General features: G+C 64.6%; 15 protein-coding genes. 8 read left to right on the top strand and 7 right to left on the bottom strand.

From position 1 onward, the window contains the following. The first annotated feature begins 154 nt into the window (after nucleotides 1-154). Both MKCMC460_RS22140 and MKCMC460_RS22135 read left to right on the top strand, forming a co-directional pair. Nucleotides 155-1711, top strand: coding sequence for an AMP-binding protein (locus MKCMC460_RS22140; protein ID WP_238304825.1), 1557 nt, complete (start codon nucleotides 155-157; stop codon nucleotides 1709-1711). Between the two features lie 78 nt (nucleotides 1712-1789). Continuing rightward, the gene (locus MKCMC460_RS22135; protein WP_236977119.1) at nucleotides 1790-2473 is read left to right on the top strand and encodes a TetR/AcrR family transcriptional regulator; all 684 of its coding nucleotides are present in this window, start codon (nucleotides 1790-1792) and stop codon (nucleotides 2471-2473) included. Here MKCMC460_RS22135 and MKCMC460_RS22130 read toward each other — a convergent pair. Next, nucleotides 2448-3233: an enoyl-CoA hydratase/isomerase family protein gene (locus tag MKCMC460_RS22130; protein ID WP_236977117.1), complete on the bottom strand. Its 786-nt coding sequence runs from the start codon at nucleotides 3231-3233 to the stop codon at nucleotides 2448-2450. The genes MKCMC460_RS22135 and MKCMC460_RS22130 overlap by 26 nt on opposite strands. Before the next feature lie 151 nt (nucleotides 3234-3384). On the opposite strand from MKCMC460_RS22130, the gene MKCMC460_RS22125 reads away from it, so the two are divergent. Further along, nucleotides 3385-5043: a PEP-utilizing enzyme gene (locus tag MKCMC460_RS22125; protein ID WP_236977115.1), complete on the top strand. Its 1659-nt coding sequence runs from the start codon at nucleotides 3385-3387 to the stop codon at nucleotides 5041-5043. A 29-nt stretch (nucleotides 5044-5072) separates the two neighbouring features. Here MKCMC460_RS22125 and MKCMC460_RS22120 read toward each other — a convergent pair whose 3' ends face one another. After that, nucleotides 5073-5858, bottom strand: coding sequence for an SDR family NAD(P)-dependent oxidoreductase (locus MKCMC460_RS22120; protein ID WP_236977114.1), 786 nt, complete (start codon nucleotides 5856-5858; stop codon nucleotides 5073-5075). 221 nt (nucleotides 5859-6079) lie between these two features. Between MKCMC460_RS22120 and MKCMC460_RS22115 the strand changes: the two genes are divergently transcribed. The 3 genes from MKCMC460_RS22115 to MKCMC460_RS22105 all read left to right on the top strand — a co-directional run bounded on the left by MKCMC460_RS22115 (nucleotide 6080) and on the right by MKCMC460_RS22105 (nucleotide 9010). Further along, nucleotides 6080-7222 carry an acyl-CoA dehydrogenase family protein gene (locus MKCMC460_RS22115; protein ID WP_236977113.1) on the top strand — a complete coding sequence of 381 codons (1143 nt, stop codon included), beginning with the start codon at nucleotides 6080-6082 and terminating at the stop codon, nucleotides 7220-7222. Beyond that, complete coding sequence (locus tag MKCMC460_RS22110; protein ID WP_236977112.1) at nucleotides 7219-8208, top strand: acyl-CoA dehydrogenase family protein; 990 nt, start codon at nucleotides 7219-7221, stop codon at nucleotides 8206-8208. The genes MKCMC460_RS22115 and MKCMC460_RS22110 overlap by 4 nt, the downstream gene beginning before the upstream one ends. A 76-nt stretch (nucleotides 8209-8284) precedes the next feature. Further along, nucleotides 8285-9010, top strand: a complete 726-nt coding sequence (locus tag MKCMC460_RS22105) for a crotonase/enoyl-CoA hydratase family protein (protein ID WP_236977111.1) — start codon at nucleotides 8285-8287, stop codon at nucleotides 9008-9010. Nucleotides 9011-9052: 42 nt separating this feature from the next. Here MKCMC460_RS22105 and MKCMC460_RS22100 read toward each other — a convergent pair whose 3' ends face one another. From MKCMC460_RS22100 to MKCMC460_RS22085, 4 genes are all read right to left on the bottom strand, one after another. Then, the gene (locus tag MKCMC460_RS22100) at nucleotides 9053-9241 is read right to left on the bottom strand and encodes a fibronectin-binding protein (protein ID WP_236977110.1); all 189 of its coding nucleotides are present in this window, start codon (nucleotides 9239-9241) and stop codon (nucleotides 9053-9055) included. Between the two features lie 98 nt (nucleotides 9242-9339). Continuing rightward, nucleotides 9340-10080 carry a hypothetical protein gene (locus tag MKCMC460_RS22095; RefSeq protein WP_236977109.1) on the bottom strand — a complete coding sequence of 247 codons (741 nt, stop codon included), beginning with the start codon at nucleotides 10078-10080 and terminating at the stop codon, nucleotides 9340-9342. A 1-nt stretch (nucleotide 10081) separates the two neighbouring features. Beyond that, nucleotides 10082-11197, bottom strand: coding sequence for a phosphotransferase family protein (locus tag MKCMC460_RS22090; protein WP_236977108.1), 1116 nt, complete (start codon nucleotides 11195-11197; stop codon nucleotides 10082-10084). Nucleotides 11198-11311: 114 nt separating this feature from the next. Further along, a complete protein-coding gene (locus tag MKCMC460_RS22085; RefSeq protein WP_236977106.1) occupies nucleotides 11312-12358 on the bottom strand; it encodes a tyrosine protein kinase in 1047 nt (348 codons plus the stop codon). Between the two features lie 111 nt (nucleotides 12359-12469). On the opposite strand from MKCMC460_RS22085, the gene MKCMC460_RS22080 reads away from it, so the two are divergent. Together MKCMC460_RS22080 and MKCMC460_RS22075 are read left to right on the top strand one after the other, a co-directional pair. Next, complete coding sequence (locus MKCMC460_RS22080) at nucleotides 12470-13183, top strand: TetR/AcrR family transcriptional regulator (RefSeq protein WP_370652945.1); 714 nt, start codon at nucleotides 12470-12472, stop codon at nucleotides 13181-13183. A 166-nt stretch (nucleotides 13184-13349) separates the two neighbouring features. After that, a complete protein-coding gene (locus tag MKCMC460_RS22075) occupies nucleotides 13350-14120 on the top strand; it encodes a hypothetical protein (RefSeq protein WP_236977104.1) in 771 nt (256 codons plus the stop codon). A 117-nt stretch (nucleotides 14121-14237) separates the two neighbouring features. Here the strand turns inward: MKCMC460_RS22075 and MKCMC460_RS22070 are convergent, their stop codons facing one another. Further along, nucleotides 14238-14861, bottom strand: a complete 624-nt coding sequence (locus MKCMC460_RS22070) for a TetR/AcrR family transcriptional regulator (protein WP_236977103.1) — start codon at nucleotides 14859-14861, stop codon at nucleotides 14238-14240. Between the last annotated feature and the right edge of the window lie 60 nt (nucleotides 14862-14921).

Here is a 14921-nt window from a genome sequence, read left to right as displayed (position 1 = left end):
GGTTGCTCCCGCGGCCCGTAGGCACAACCGGATTGCGAATGTCGGGCGGAGCCGGAGGATTCCAACCAAACATCATATGGTTATGATGGGCGCACCGTGGCGGCGATGCGATCGGCGCACCGGTATGACCGTCGCCAAGAGTAAGGGGCCGGTGATGAGCGTGGAGCATTTTGCAACCGACGTCGTGCAGTATCACTCGCGCCGCCGGCCTGCCGAACCGGCAATCGAGGACGTGCGCACGGGTGCGGTGAGTACCTGGGGTGACCTCGAGCGTCAGGTGGCGGGCCTGGCCGGGGCGCTCGTCGACGAGTTCGGCGTCGGTCGTGGTGACCGGGTCGCGGTGCTGGCCGCCAACCACCCGTGGGTATTGATCCTGCAGTTCGCGTGCATGCGGATCGGGGCGATGCTGGTTCCGTTGAACTTCCGTCTCGCACAGCCCGAGCTCGAGTTCTGCTGCATCGACTCCGAGCCCACCGTGCTCCTCCACGACGCGGCCTGGGCGGAGATGGCGACGCGAGTCCGCGCCGCGGCGGGGGTGCCCCACCTGGCTTCGTTCGGTGTCGAGAATGCGGACCATGACATCGTCGCGGCGGCCGAGCGCGCCGCTCCCCGCAGCGCAGCGCCCATCGTCGACGTCACCGATGCGGTCCAGCTGATCTATACCTCCGGAACCACCGGACGTCCCAAGGCGGCGATCTGCACGCACCGGATGCTGCATTATCAGATGCTGAACTCTCTGGATCCGTACGAACTGACCTCGCGCAGCCGCTATCTGGCTGTGTTGCCGTTCTTTCACGCCGCCGGCCTGAACAGCATGACGAACCCGATCCTGGCGCTGGGCGGCACGGTGGCAGTGGTCCCCGCGTTCGACCCGGCCGAGGTCGTAGGGTTGTTTGCCGAACCGGCGAACGGATTCACCCACTTCTCCGGAGCGCCGGTGATGTATCAGGTGATGGCGCGGGTTCCGGCGTTTGCCGAAGCCGACTTCGGTCACATGCGCCACGGCCAGGTCGGTGGTGGGTTCCTCAATTACGAAGTGACCAAGGCCTTTCACGACCGGGGCTGGCCGCTGAGCCCCGGATACGGGGCCACCGAGATGGGCCCCATCGTCAGCGTGGTGCGGCCGTCGGACACTCTGGCGAAATTCGGATCCTGCGGTGATCCCGTGCAGTACACCAACATTCGCATTGTCGGTGCCGACGGCCGTGATGTCGGCGACGGCGAGGCGGGGGAGTTGTGGGCCAACGGGCCTGCAGTGACGGCCGGCTATTGGCGGCGGGAGCGTGCCGACGACCCGGCATTCGCGGGGGAGTGGTTCCGCACCGGAGATGCCGTCAAACGCGACGCGGACGGTTTCCTGACGATGGTCGACCGGTTCAAGGACATGTATAAGTCTGGCGGCGAAAACGTCTACCCCGCCGAGGTCGAGCGGGTGCTGCATGAGCATCCCGACGTCGCGGACGCCGCCGTCATCCCGATCGTCGACGAGCGCTGGGGTGAAGTCGGAAGGGCCCTCATCGTCTTGAATCCGGGGGTCGACCTCGACCGCGATGCGCTCGCCGCGCACTGCAGCGCACGCCTGGCCAGGTACAAGGTGCCCGCGGAATTCTTGGCCGTGCAGCCGTTCGAACGAAACGTGACCGGCAAGATTCCCAAGGCAGATTTGAAGAAGCGGTACGGTTCGCCGACCCCGACTGTCTCGGCCCAATGAGTGTTCAGTGAGTGTCTTCGGGCGCCGGCGAGGGTGTTTGGTTAGCCTGAGACCACACATTCCTGGGAGGCGACCGGCATGGTAAGGCCCAAAGTTGCGCTCATCTCGCGACGCAAGGTACTCGAGACGGCGCTGACCATCATCGACCAGGACGGTCTAGCGGGTCTGAGTATCCGCCGCCTGGCCGACGCGCTCGGTGTCAACGGTGCTTCGCTCTACCACCATTTCGAGAACAAGGACGAAATCCTGGTCGGCGCAGCCGAATTAGCCCTGAGCAACGTTCGGACGCCGGAAGCCTCCGATGACAACTGGCGGCACTGGATGTCACAGAACGCCCGCAATCTGCGCAACGCACTGCTCGAGCATCCGGGGCTGGTACCGCTGATCGTGTCCAAGCGTTCCCTGGGCATGGGCGCCCGGATGCTGAACACCTCGGCGGAACGGCTGATGGCAGAGGGAGTGCCGAGCGCCGCGGTCATGCCATTGCTGGACGCACTCGAGTTGTTCGCCATCGGCAGCGCTCTGCACGACACACAAGGTTATTCGCCCGAGGATCAGCACGATATCGACGGCGACAAATATCCGGCGCTGGCCAAAGCGATGTCGGAGAGCGGATTGTCTTCCGACGAGATCTTCGACCTCGTCACCTCCAGCATTCTGGACGCGATCGATGCGGCGGTGAAAGTGCGCCAGGCAAGGTGGTTGCCGGCCGGCCAGGCCCAGGACGGATCAGGGGCTAACGGCCGCGAAAAGGGGGCTTAGCGCCCGGGCCCTGGCTGAGTAGTGTCTTGACGCCGATCGCGGCGTCTTCACTGCTCAGGACCGGTCCGGCCAGTTCTGGGGTGGCGGCGTCGGCCGCCGCGACACCGTGATCGCGAGCAAGCGCGATGATCTGTTTGGCTATCGCGGTGGCGACCGTGGGGCCCGCCGCGAGTTCGGCGGCAAACTCGCGGGCGGCCATCAGCAACTGCTCCTGCGGCAGCACGCGGTCGATGACCCCCCAATCTCGCAACACCGATGCCGGATAGGTCTGCCCGGTGATGACCATTTCTCTGGCGTGTGCCACCCCGGCCCGGGCCACCAGACGCTGGGTGCCGCCGGCGGCGGGCGTGATACCCACCCGGGCTTCGACCAATCCCATGTTCGCTTCCGCCGCGGCCCAGATGAAGTCGCATGCCAACGTCAGTTCGAGGCCGATGGTGAGGTTCAGGCCGTGTACCACGGCGACGGTGGGTAGCGGTAGCCGCTCGATCCGTTGGACGAGGCCGAGCAGCCGGCGGCTGAACTCCGTGCCCGCCTCGGCGTCCATCGTGGTGAACTGCTGAGCCTGAACCCCGGCGCAGAACACCTTGCCTTCGGCCCGCACGATCAGGGCGCGTGCGCTCTCGGGAAGGTCGTCCAACGCCGCGTCGTAAGCGTCGGCGACCTCGGGGGTGAACAGATTGAGCCCCGTTGCCGCCCACACGATCTCGGCCACGTCGCCGTTCACGTCCAGCCGAAGATCGCCATGCCGGATGGTCATGTGCGGAGCGTACTGACGTTGCACGCGCTTAATCAAGCATTGTTTGTTATAACTGGTGTTTCCGCCGGTCGTACGCCATGTACAGTCAGGCGCACACTGTGTTCGATGCGGTGGATTCTTCCACTCGCTGCAGACGGGAAGCGGGTGACAGGTGGCCGTAACCAACAGTCCGGTACACAGCCGGTCCGATGCAAAGACTGCCTGGTCAAGGGTCAACTTCTCCGAGGCGATTCAGGGCGTGCAGACCCCGCTCAGCTGGACCTTCTGGCAATTTGCGATGGAGACGGCGGTGCGCCGCGGGTTCGGCGAGCTCGGCGTGCTCACTCGCGCCGAAGTACCGCCTCCGGCCAGCCCGGACGATCGCATCAGCGCCGCATTTCATGGTCTTCCGGCGGGAAATCTCAACACGTTTCACCGCATCGGGCAGCGGATGCCCGGAACGGACGGCGATACGGTCGTGCAACAGATGTTCGGCGAGCCCCGTGGCACAGTCGGGGCCGCGCAGTCCGCGACATCGCGGTTGCGGGCGAAGTTACGCTATCCGGTGATCCTGGTGAGTACCGTCTCCAGTGCCTATCGGCACCGCAAGCACATCCGCCCGCAGCGCGCGCAGATCGGCGCTTGGTGGCGGCGCAGCGTGGTCGAATCCCCGCCCACGACCATCTCCGGAGCTCAGCGCCTGCTGCGGGAGGCCGCGGAAAACTTCGTGACCATCGGCACCATGCACACCACGCTGTCACTGGTGGGTCAGGCGCTCGGCGAGCAGGTGGAATTGCTCGCTTCGGCGGCGTTCGGAACTCGCGAACGGGCGGCCGAACTGATGACCGGATACGGCGGCGTCGAAGAAACCAAAGTCATCGCCGACCTGTGGAGCTTGGCCAACGGCCAGTTGCCGATGACCGAATTCGTTGCCCGGCATGGTTATCACGGCCCGAGTGAAGGCAACCTGCCCAGCCGTGTCTGGCGCGAGGACCAGACACCACTGTGGTTGCTGGCCAATCGTTATCGTTATCGTGAAGCACCGCATCCTGACCAGATCTGGCGGCGCCAGCAACAGATCCGGCGCACGGCGGAACAGGAGATCCTGGCAAATCTTAACGCCGTCAACAAGATTCGTGCTCGGCTTGTCCTGCGGCTGGCGGCCGAATACATCCCCGTGCGCGAAGTCGGGAAGGCCGGCTTCTTACATTGCGTCGATGCGGCCCGGTGTGCAGCGCGCGTCATCGGGGACAAGTTGGCCGCCTCGGGTCAACTAGCGGACCCCGAGGATGTCTTCTTCTTGACCTACGACGAGCTGGTGAATGACGCGCCGGGCAGCGCCGCGGACGAGTTGCGCGCCCTGGTGCTCGCCCGCAGGGCCGACCATGAATACTTTCAACACCTCGACGTGCCCGACCGCTGGGTCGGCAATCCGGTGGCGACGGAAGCATCGCCGGTCGTCGAAGCGGATCGGCCTGCGGTGACCGAGCTGGCCGGGATCGGTGTCTGCGGAGGCGAGGTGACCGGCACCGCGCGGGTGGTCTTGGATCCCGACGACGCCGACCTCGAGGACGGGGACATTCTGGTGTGTCCCACCACAGACCCCAGCTGGACGCCGTTGTTCATGCTGGCCGAGGCGTTGGTGATCGATACCGGTGGCGTCATGAGCCACGGTGCGATCGTCGCTCGTGAGCTCGGCGTCGTCTGTGTGATCAACTCCAAGCACGGCACCCGCGACATCCCGGACGGTGCGCAGATCACGGTCGACGGGACCTCTGGCCGTGTCGTCATCCACCAGCCGCTCGCGGCTTCGGAACAGAATAGTGGTTGACGCACAAAGGATCTGGCGGTTCGACGGCCTCAGCGTGGGAATTGTCCGTCGTCGACTTTGACGATCGTTCCGGTGACGAAGTCCGATGCCGGCGCGGCGAGGTAGAGCAGTGTGCTGTCGAGTTGCGCCGGATCTCCGATGCGTTTGCGGGGCAGGTCGTCGGTGAAGTCCCCGACACGTGCGATTCGGCCCTCCATCATCTCGGTCATGAAAGCGCCGGGGGCGATCGCATTGACGTTGATCCCGTAGCGGACCCACTCGACCGCGAGGGCCTCGGTCATCCTGTTGACGGCCGCTTTCGTCACCGAGTAGAGCGCGGCTCCATCACCCTGGTACTGATACGCGCCCATCGACGACAGGTTGATGATCCGCCCGGGTAGGCCCGCGGCAATGAGACGCCGGGCCACCTCGCAGGTGAGCACGAACGGCCCGCGCAGGTTCGTGTCGATGACGGCGTCGATGAGCTGCAGTGACATGCGGTGCGCTCGTTGGGCGTCCGGGATGCCGGCATTGTTGACCAGGATCGTGACGGTCCCGAAAGCCTGTTCGGCGCGGTCCAGATCGTCGCTGAGTCGAGCGGGTTGCGACACGTCCATCGGCACCGCTGCGCAACGTTGCCCGCGCTCGGTTATTTCGGCAGTGACCTGCTGCAGGCGCTCGAGCCGGCGGCCCGCGACCACGACCGCGGCACCGGCGGCCGCGAGCACCGCGGCGAAGCGCCGGCCGAGTCCGGCGGTAGCGCCGGTGACCAACGCCACCTGGCCACTCAGGTCGGTCGCGGCATGCGGGAGCGGAAATCCTTCGGGCTGGTTCATGAGGCACCGTGTTTTTCTGTTCAGAAGCGCTGCGAGCGTTGCGGGTTTGGCTACCACCTCGAGATGCTGCCATCGCGCGCGGTGATTGCCCAGTGGCTCGGCGTCGCCGCAGCCTACGGACCCGGCGTCCGATCGAACCTGGATCGAAGCCACGGATTGATTTGAGACGTAGAAACTCAAAATGTTATCGTTGCCTCCGTGCGCGAGATGGGGCTGCGGGTATGACGGGGATCGCCGCTGTTACCGACCTGCCGGATGACACCGATGCCGCAGAGCGGCTCGCCGCGCTGCGGCGAGAAGTGCGTGAGCTGACTGGATCATGGCTGGCTGAGGGTCGCTACACACCGCGCAGCGACTGCTGGCTGCGTTCCTTCGATCTGGACTTCAGTCGCGCGCTTGCTGAGCGGGGACTTATCGGCATCACCTGGCCGGTGGAGTTCGGCGGTGGCGGTCTGGACGCCCGGTCGCGTCTGGTCGTCACCGAAGAACTGCTGCGCGCGGGAGCGCCGGTCGCCGCCCACTGGATCGCCGATCGGCAGATCGGTCCGGCGATTCTGCGTCACGGCAGCCACGAACTGCAGCAGGAATTGCTGCCGGGCATCATCAGGGCCGAGTACATCTTCTGCCTCGGTATGAGTGAGCCCGAAGCGGGATCTGACTTGGCCGCGGTACGTACCACCGCGAAGCGGGTCGACGGGGGCTGGTCGGTCAGCGGCCGCAAGATATGGACCAGCGTTGCGCACCGCGCGACGCACGCCTACCTGTTGGCGCGCACGGATTCCACCGGCAAGAAGCACGAAGGTCTGTCCGAATTCGTGGTGGACATGTCCACTCCCGGCATCGAGGTTTCGCCGATTGTCGACATGTCGGGCGAACACCATTTCAACGAGGTCACTTTCACCGACGTCTTCATTCCGCAGCATCGTCTGCTCGGGACGGAGGGAAACGGCTGGCGCCAGGTGGTCGAACAGCTTTCGTTCGAACGAGGCGGCCCGGAACGGGTGTTGAGCACCTACCCGCTCTTGGCCGAAACGCTCGACCACCTCCGTCGTGCCGATGACGACCGCTACGACGTGGAACTAGGTGCCCTGGTCGCGCGGCTGGCCACGCTTCGGCGCCAATGTTGGGAGATCGCCAACGCCCTGGATGCCGGTCGCGCCCCCGTCGTGGAGGCGGCCAGTCTGAAGTATCTGGGCACGGAGTTCGAGAACGACGTCATCGAATTCGCGCGCCGGGTAGGGCTGCCGACCTCACGCAAAGACCCACTGGCGGAGGCGCTCTTGGCGTCTCCCGGGTTCACGCTGCGGGGTGGCGCCTCAGATGTGCTGCTTTCGATCGTCACGAAGAGTGAGACCAAGCCGTGAGTGAATTCGCGCGCGAACTGACAGACCTCATCAAGAGCCTCGCGGCGGAGTCCGGAGATACGGATTCGGCATGGGGCCAGGTCTGCGAACTGGGACTTGCCGGAATCGGGGTACCGGAAGGCCGAGGTGGTTCGGGCGGGAGCCTGGCCGACCTGATCGTGGTTATCCGGGAGTTGGCCCGTGCCGGACTGGGTACCCCGATCGTCGAGGCGTCGACAGCCGCGTATGCAATGGATGCGGCGGCAGGTGAGCAATTCGACACGATCGTCGTCGCGCCCGATTTGAACCTTGCGTCGAAATCGCTTACCGCGCGACTGCCTCGGGTGCCGTTCGCCGACAAGGCCGCCGCCCTGGTGATCGTGGCCTCCTCGGCGGTGGGCAGGGTCGCGCTGGCGGGGGAATCGGTCACCGTCGAAACGGACCACGACATCGCCGGGTTGCCCTACGGCGGTGTACAACTCGACCACGCACCGGTCGAGCACGTGCCCGCCGGGCCGACCGTTGCGCAGATTGGCGACCGTCTGGCTCTGGCGAGGTCGGCCGCGTTACTCGGCAGCGCTTGGGCCGCATACGAACTCACCCGCAGCTACGTGTTGCAGCGTGAACAATTCGGTGCGCCGTTGGTGAAGATTCCTGCCGTGTCGAGCGCGCTGGCACAGATGACGGTGCGTACCAGGTTCGCTCAATCGGCACTGGATCGGGCAACGGCGGCGTGTGCCGCTACCGACGTGCCCGACACGCACCGGTTCGGCGCGGTTTCTGCGGCCCGCATCGGCGCGGCCGCCGCGGCGACGCTGGTGGCACGGACCTCGCACCAGTTGCACGGGGCGGTGGGCATCACCGCCGAGTACGACTTGCACCGCCACACCAGCACGTTGTGGGCACTGCGAGACGCCGATCAGTCCGAATTCGACTACTGCCGCCGGCTCGGGGCACGGGTGCGCGACGAAGGCGAAATCGAGCTCTGGGAAAGCATTTCGGCCTAGCGGGGCCGGATGCCGGCGTAACTTTCAGGAGGCAATAGTGACCGATACCGTCCTCGTCGACACCGCGGACCGCGTCATGGTGATCACGATCAACCGTCCGCAAGCCAAGAACGCGATCGACAGCTCGGTTGCCACCGGTATCGCTGCGGCGATCGACGACCTGGAATCCCGTGACGACCTCACGGCGGCCATCCTGACGGGCGCCGACGGAACATTCTGCGCGGGTATGGATCTCAAGGCCTTTCTGCGCGGCGAGTCACCGTCGATCCCCGGACGTGGTTTTGCCGGCCTCACCGAGAGCCCGCCCACCAAGCCGCTGATTGCGGCGGTCGAGGGCTGGGCGCTGGCGGGTGGCTGCGAGCTGGTGCTCAGCGCGGACATCGTGGTGGCCAGCACGGCCGCTAAATTCGGTCTGCCCGAAGTGAAGCGGGGACTGGTCGCCGCAGCCGGCGGGCTGCTGCGGCTGCCGAAGGCGTTGCCCTACTCGCTGGCTATGCTGACCGCGTTGACGGGAGAACCGATCACCGCTGCGGATGCCGAACGTCATGGACTGGTCGCCGTGCTCACTGAACCCGGTGCAGCCTTGGCAACAGCGCGCGACATCGCCGCCAAGATCGCCGCGAATGGGCCGCTGGCGGTCAGGGCCACGAAGAAGATTCTTGCCAGCCAGAGCAATTGGACCGATCTCGCGGCGTTCGAGTGGCAGCGCGAGATCACCGGCCGGGTGCGGGAGTCCGCCGACGCCAAGGAAGGCGCTCTGGCGTTCGCGGAAAAACGCGCGCCCCAGTGGCAGGGTAAGTAACCCGCCAGACGTCCCTGCGGTGTGACGGGCGGCGCGGACTTCCTAGCCGCCGGGTTGGCTGGGACCGGGTTGGCCCGGTACCAGCCCGTTGGGGTCCTGGGTGAGGTCGACATCGTGGTCGAGATCGGGCATCGTCGGGGCCATTCTGCAGATCGGAATGAATGTCGCGCGACACGGGTCGAAGTCGGGGTCGGCGACGGCCGGCGCTGCGAGGTACAGTCCGGTCGCCACGAGGCCCAGCGTCATAGTCGCGGATTTCTTCAGGGTTGACATAAAAGCTCCCGCTCTGCCTCCGATGAGATCGGGTCAGTATATTGAGACAGGCAATCTCACACAACCCCGGTGTGAACTTGCTCGCGCCCCTCAGCGCCTTGCGGGATTTCGCGCGCCTCGGCGTTGATCGCCTTGATGAGCCACGTCGTGTTGACGATGAACAAGGCGGTGAAAACCGTCGCAGGCAGCCAGAACACAAACAGTCCATTCCAGGCGAACGGGCCGGATTTGAAGAACGGCAGCACGGTCGCGGGCGTGAACATCATCTCGACCCAGATGTTGAAATACGCCAGCCACCGCGGGAACAGCGGCTGTGGCCGCGGATCGGACAAGATCGCGAACGCAAAGGAAATGTACTGCGGCATGAACGGCGTCCACGGCATCACCAGCATGATCCAGCTCATGTCGTTGAGCATCAGGGTCGCATCCGGTGAGCGATCGGGACGAAACGCGGTGATCGCGAACATCAGCGCCGGCACCAGAAACGTCACGCCGGCGAACGCGCCGGCGGCCAGCGTCGCGTTGACGACGGTGGGATGCACTCCGGGAATCCGCCGTATCTGGCCGGATATCACCGCGGTGAACCAGATGTAGAACATCGAGCTGAGGAAGATCAGGCCCGCACCCAATCGGATCCCGGCGGTGTGCGCCCGGTAGTGTGCGGCGACCTGTGCCGCTGACATGCCGGGGGACAGCGGCGGTAGGAACCCGGCGGCGACGAATCCGCCGAAGAACAGCAGTACACAAATGATCCCGCTGAATGCACAGAATCGCTGAAAAGCCGCCTGCGCGTTCATATCAACCCCGATTCCCGATGAAGCTGGTAGTGGCGCCGGTGGGCGCCGGCAGGTCAAGCAGTTTCGCGACGAGTTGGCTGGCGGGATTGCTTTGCGCCATGGGCGAGTCCGGTGGCAGCAGTCCCGCGTCGATCATCATGTGCGCGGCGCGGACCATCAGGATCGATAGTCGGGTGCCGGCCAGAACCTCGTAGTACTGCAGGTCGCGCAGTTGGTGACCGGTCACCTGCTCGTAGTAGGCGATGGTTTCGCCGTGGTCGGGGATACCCGCCGGCAGCTCGAGGCCGACGCCCTCGGTGTGATGGCGCATCAGAAACAGCCACCAACCGAGATCCTGTTCGCGGCTGGCCAGATTCACCATCTCCCAATCGAGCACGCCCACGGGGATGAGTTCAGGAGTGTAGATCATGTTGCCCACCCGTGCGTCCCCCCAATTGAGAACTTTGGGTTCGTCATGCTGCGGGCGGTGCTCGTCCAGCCAGCGCAGCGCCGCTTCCAGAGTGGGGTTCGGCTCGCCGGCCGCAGCCCACTCGAAGGTGCGTCGCCATTGAGCGAGACCCGCGTCGAGACCGCTGTGCTGCTCCGGGGTGTCGAGGAAGTCCAATCCGATTGCGCGCCAGTCGACGTCGTGGATCTGCGCCAGTACGTCAATGCTGTTGTGCCACATCCGCCGTCGTTGCTCCGGCGTGGCTTCCAGCACCCATCCGGTCGCGGTGAACGGCGGGTCGTCGGCGGGGATGCGACCGTCGATCCGCTGCATCACCAGAAACGGCGCACCGAAGACGGAGAGGTCGTCTTCGAGGTAGTACACCGCAGGCACCGGGACCGAGGAGTGCTCTGCCAGTGCCCCGATGACCGCGGCTTCCTTGCTCAAGTCGTAATCCGGAAACACCCCGGGGCCGTCGGGTTGCACTCGGGCGACCATACCGCGCGTGTGCTCGCCGTCGGCGTCGTGCCAATTGGCGGTGAACAGCACCGTCTCATTGGAAAGTCCACCCGCACCGGGGACCTGAACATCGGTCACAGCGATGCCCTGCGCGTCAGGCTGTTTCGCTGCCAGCCAGTCGGCGAGCCGCTTGGCTGCCAACTCGGTGTCGACGACATTCTTCAGGGCCATCATCTACTCCTAGGTGAGTCAATCTATTTAGAAGACAAGGGGTCTCCGCGTTCTCGGTGCGCCGCGTGTCGCATCGATGGCATGACGGTGTCGTCATGCCGGCGGTTCGGCGGGTTATGAGTGCGCGGTGGCCAATGCCCGACGTTTCATCATCCGCTGGTAGTCGTCGAACCAAAGCTCTTGATATGTCGCGTGAGTGGTTCGGCCCTGTTCGTCGGTCCAGCGATAGACGCTGTCGTGAAACGAGGTGTTGGGCCACGCCGGCAGTGGCGCGCAAGCGATCGCCTCACCCTGGAACCGGTACACCTCGCCGGTTTCGTCTTCCGCCGTGATCTCCTGGCGGATCGGAAGGTGGATGCGCGGATGGTATTCGAACACGTTGCGGCGCACCCACTTGATGGAGCGGGACTCGTCGCCACGTTGAACCCAGGCGAAGTGATGCGATGGACGGTCCCCGACGTCGTACAGACCGGCCCAGGCGGGATCGGTGTCCAGTGGCTCGAAACTGATCTGGTTGAAGATCAGATCCGGGCCGAAATACATCGGTGACCAGCCGACCGGCGGAACCGGCACCGCGCCACGGCGTTCCACCCGGATCTGACGCCAAGATCGGTCGCGCGGTGCGTAGCAGTCGACCGGGTAGGTGGTGCCGTCCAGACGCAACTCTCCGGTCATGTGCATGAACTGCTCGGTGCCGCCCGGCTGACGCGCCAAGTCGTGGTGGTCTTCCTCGCCCGGCATCACATGTCCACGAGCCAGCAGGGGGGTCACGGCCTCGGCCACGACGTCGAAGAAGGTGGTGCCCTCGCAGCTGCGGTAGGTGATCCGTGCGGTCCGGCCGGGTTCGACGAAGTCGATGCTCAGCCCGTTGTCGGTGGTGATCGTGCTGCCCTCGACGCGCGGCCACGGCATGGTGATCTCGTAATCGAGGAATGCCATGTCCGTGTACTCGACGTTGTCGGTGCCCTGGAAGATGCAGACGCCACCTTGGGACAGCGGGAACGCCGGCTGGTAGCGCACGTAGAGGAACGCGCCGATCGCGGCTTCGGGAACGCAGAAACCGAAGTAGTGGGTGTGGATCAGGTGCGGATCCCACTGCTCGCCGGCTGCCGGCATCGGTAGTAGCAGGTCGGTGTCCGGTGAATGTGTGGCAAGCGCCATGCCCGATTCGCTCCTATGTCTGGGAGTGTCGGCTCACCGCGACCGGGCATCTCACCGCGCCGCTTGGCAGCTGTGAGCCAGTTCATGTCCGTGGGATCAAGCTAACATCGGATGAATATAGTTTCAATAGTGAATCGCAATTCATACAGTAATAATCCGGGTGTGGAGTCCGAGACCGACGGCAAGGCGACGACGCGCTTCGAACGCCAGCGGCTACGCACCCGGCGCCTGCTGTTGGACGCCGGGCGCACGCTGATCGCCGCCAAAGGCGTTGCCAGCCTGCGCATTCAGGACATCACCGAAGAGGCTGACGTCGCGCTCGGGTCTTTTTACAATTACTTCGAGTCCAAGGAGGAACTCCTTGAGGCGGTGATCACCGAAAGTCTTTCGGACCTGACGTCGGCGATCATCACCAACGTCGACGACGACACCGACCCCGCTGCGGTCGTGGCGCTAGCCAATCTTCGCGTCATCCGGCTCGCCTATGACGAACCCGACTTCGCCCGCCTGATCGTCAACATCGGGCACTCCGAGGCGTTGTTCGGTGACGCCGTCCAGCCGTACGCGCGCATCGCAGTGGAGCGCGGAATCGAAAGTGGCCGTTTCATTGTCGCCGACATCGAGGTGCTGCTCACCGCGGTGATCGGTGGTGCCTTCGCGCTGATCCGGGAAATACTCAAAGGGCGCCATGGCGCCAACGCGCACCAGGCGTTTGCCCGCCATGTGCTGGCATCCCTCGGCTTGCCGCCGCATGAGGCCGAATCCATCGTCAGCGCCGCGGACAGCCGAGACCAGACTGGCGGTCAAACCTCATTGCAACCCTGAGTAGTTGGGGGACAGCACGTCCGCTCTGGTCGCTGTGGTGCCCCGGGATATCTCCCTTGATCGTGTAAATATATGAGACGTTCTTTCTGAAAACTCCGCGGTCGCTTTCAGCGGTGTGCCGGGCGGAAAGCGCGATAACTTGACCTGAGGGCAAGGGGAAGATGCCATGGGCATTCGTACGCAGCGGATCAGCGCGTACCTCGGATTCGCGTGGGTCGTTTTATTCTTCCTGGGCTTTTGGGGTCTGGCTCGCTTCGTTCCGCCACCCTCGCCAGAGTTGGGACCGCAGGAGATCAAGGCGTTCTTTGCCGGCAACACCTCCGGCATCCGCATCGGAATGCTCATCAACATGTTGGCGGGAGCGTTGATGCTTCCGTGGTGTGCGGCGTGGGCAGTTCAGATGAAACGGATCGAGGGCCGCACCTCGCCCCTGACCTACACCATGCTGATGTGCGGAGCGTGCCTGGTGCTCGAATTGATCTTCCCGTGCGCTTTTTGGCAGGTCGCCGCATTTCGCCCGGAGGGTGACGCGGAGATCATCCAGCGCCTCAACGACCTGGCCTGGCTGCCATTCCTAGGGATTCTGTCGACCGCGGTTATTCAAGGCTTTGTGATGGGTGCCGCGATCTTGAAGGACACTCGGTCGGCACCGGTGTTTCCCCGCTGGGCCGGCTACTTCAACTTCTGGATCGTGATGATGTTCTTCCCCGCCGCCTTCATCTACTTCTTCAAGAACGGTCCCTTTGCTTGGAACGGACTGCTCGCCTGGTGGCTGATCGTGTTCGTGTTCGCCACCTGGATCCTGGTTGACACAGTGCTGCTGCTGGGAGCCGTCCGGCATCAGCAGACACACCCGGACGCCCCGGCCAAGACGCTGGACGAGCTCGCCGCCGAAGTCGAGCTGCTGCGCCGCGAACAAGCGCTTCACAACGAGTGAATACGTTGGTTCCGAACGTATATGGGGATAAGAGCGATGGCTGGCGTTGGTAGCTGGCAAGAAGAAATGTTTCATGCGGCGAATATCGTGTCTACCCTCGCTGTCCCACGTCCGCGCTCACGCGTTGCCGCCGGTCGGTCCGTAGATCAGCCGCCAGCCGACCTCCGAGATTGACCGCGCGAACTTCCTATCGGCCGAGGCGGGCGCGGTGGCTATGTGCTGGGCGGTGAGGCGCTCAAAGCCGTAGACGACGAAATTCGCGACCATCTGCGCATCGAGGTCATCGGGCACCGAACCCTCGAGCTGGCCGTTGCTGATCCGTTCCCGCATCACGGTGGCGACCTCTTTCATCCGGTCGTCCCAGATCGCCGCCAGTTCGGGATCGTATGCGGCGGCCTCGAAATAAGCCCGCAGCAGCGGTGCGTGTTCGCGCCACACGCGCACGGTGTTCAGGTGCGCGGTGACCATCGATTCCCGTCCGCCGGTGCCCGCGGCCCAGGCGCGGGCGGTGTCGAACAAATCGGCCGTGGCGTCGGCGACGACTCTGCGCAGCAGATCGGTCTTGTCGGTGAAGTTCTTATAGAACGCCGACCTGGCTACGCCGGCCTCCGCACAGATCCGCTGGACACCCAGGCTGGTGACGCTCTCGCCGGCCGAGAGGCAGCGCACCGTCGCATCGATGACGTCCCGGGTAACGCCGTTGCGGCGAGTCCGGCCGCTGGAAACCTTGCGCGTCGGCACCCGCCAAGCTTAGCGGCTTACCAAAGTTAATAGACACTATGTCTCTTTATTGCTAGGTTG

Origin of the sequence: Mycobacterium sp. 20KCMC460 (assembly GCF_022179425.1) — a bacterium.
In the GTDB taxonomy this organism is placed as follows: domain Bacteria; phylum Actinomycetota; class Actinomycetes; order Mycobacteriales; family Mycobacteriaceae; genus Mycobacterium; species Mycobacterium kiyosense.
This window is presented reverse-complemented; position numbering and strand designations above follow the sequence as displayed.

What these genes read in the sequence shown, in the direction of transcription:
- MKCMC460_RS22120 (WP_236977114.1), bottom strand. Translation starts at nt 5,858, where the DNA reads ATGAACCAGCCCGAAGGATTTCCGCTCCCGCATGCCGCGACCGACCTG.
- MKCMC460_RS22130 (WP_236977117.1), bottom strand. Translation starts at nt 3,233, where the DNA reads ATGACCATCCGGCATGGCGATCTTCGGCTGGACGTGAACGGCGACGTG.
- MKCMC460_RS22075 (WP_236977104.1), top strand. Translation starts at nt 13,350, where the DNA reads ATGGGCATTCGTACGCAGCGGATCAGCGCGTACCTCGGATTCGCGTGG.
- MKCMC460_RS22090 (WP_236977108.1), bottom strand. Translation starts at nt 11,197, where the DNA reads ATGGCCCTGAAGAATGTCGTCGACACCGAGTTGGCAGCCAAGCGGCTC.
- MKCMC460_RS22115 (WP_236977113.1), top strand. Translation starts at nt 6,080, where the DNA reads ATGACGGGGATCGCCGCTGTTACCGACCTGCCGGATGACACCGATGCC.
- MKCMC460_RS22105 (WP_236977111.1), top strand. Translation starts at nt 8,285, where the DNA reads ATGGTGATCACGATCAACCGTCCGCAAGCCAAGAACGCGATCGACAGC.
- MKCMC460_RS22140 (WP_238304825.1), top strand. Translation starts at nt 155, where the DNA reads ATGAGCGTGGAGCATTTTGCAACCGACGTCGTGCAGTATCACTCGCGC.
- MKCMC460_RS22095 (WP_236977109.1), bottom strand. Translation starts at nt 10,080, where the DNA reads ATGAACGCGCAGGCGGCTTTTCAGCGATTCTGTGCATTCAGCGGGATC.
- MKCMC460_RS22085 (WP_236977106.1), bottom strand. Translation starts at nt 12,358, where the DNA reads ATGGCGCTTGCCACACATTCACCGGACACCGACCTGCTACTACCGATG.
- MKCMC460_RS22080 (WP_370652945.1), top strand. Translation starts at nt 12,470, where the DNA reads ATGAATATAGTTTCAATAGTGAATCGCAATTCATACAGTAATAATCCG.
- MKCMC460_RS22135 (WP_236977119.1), top strand. Translation starts at nt 1,790, where the DNA reads ATGGTAAGGCCCAAAGTTGCGCTCATCTCGCGACGCAAGGTACTCGAG.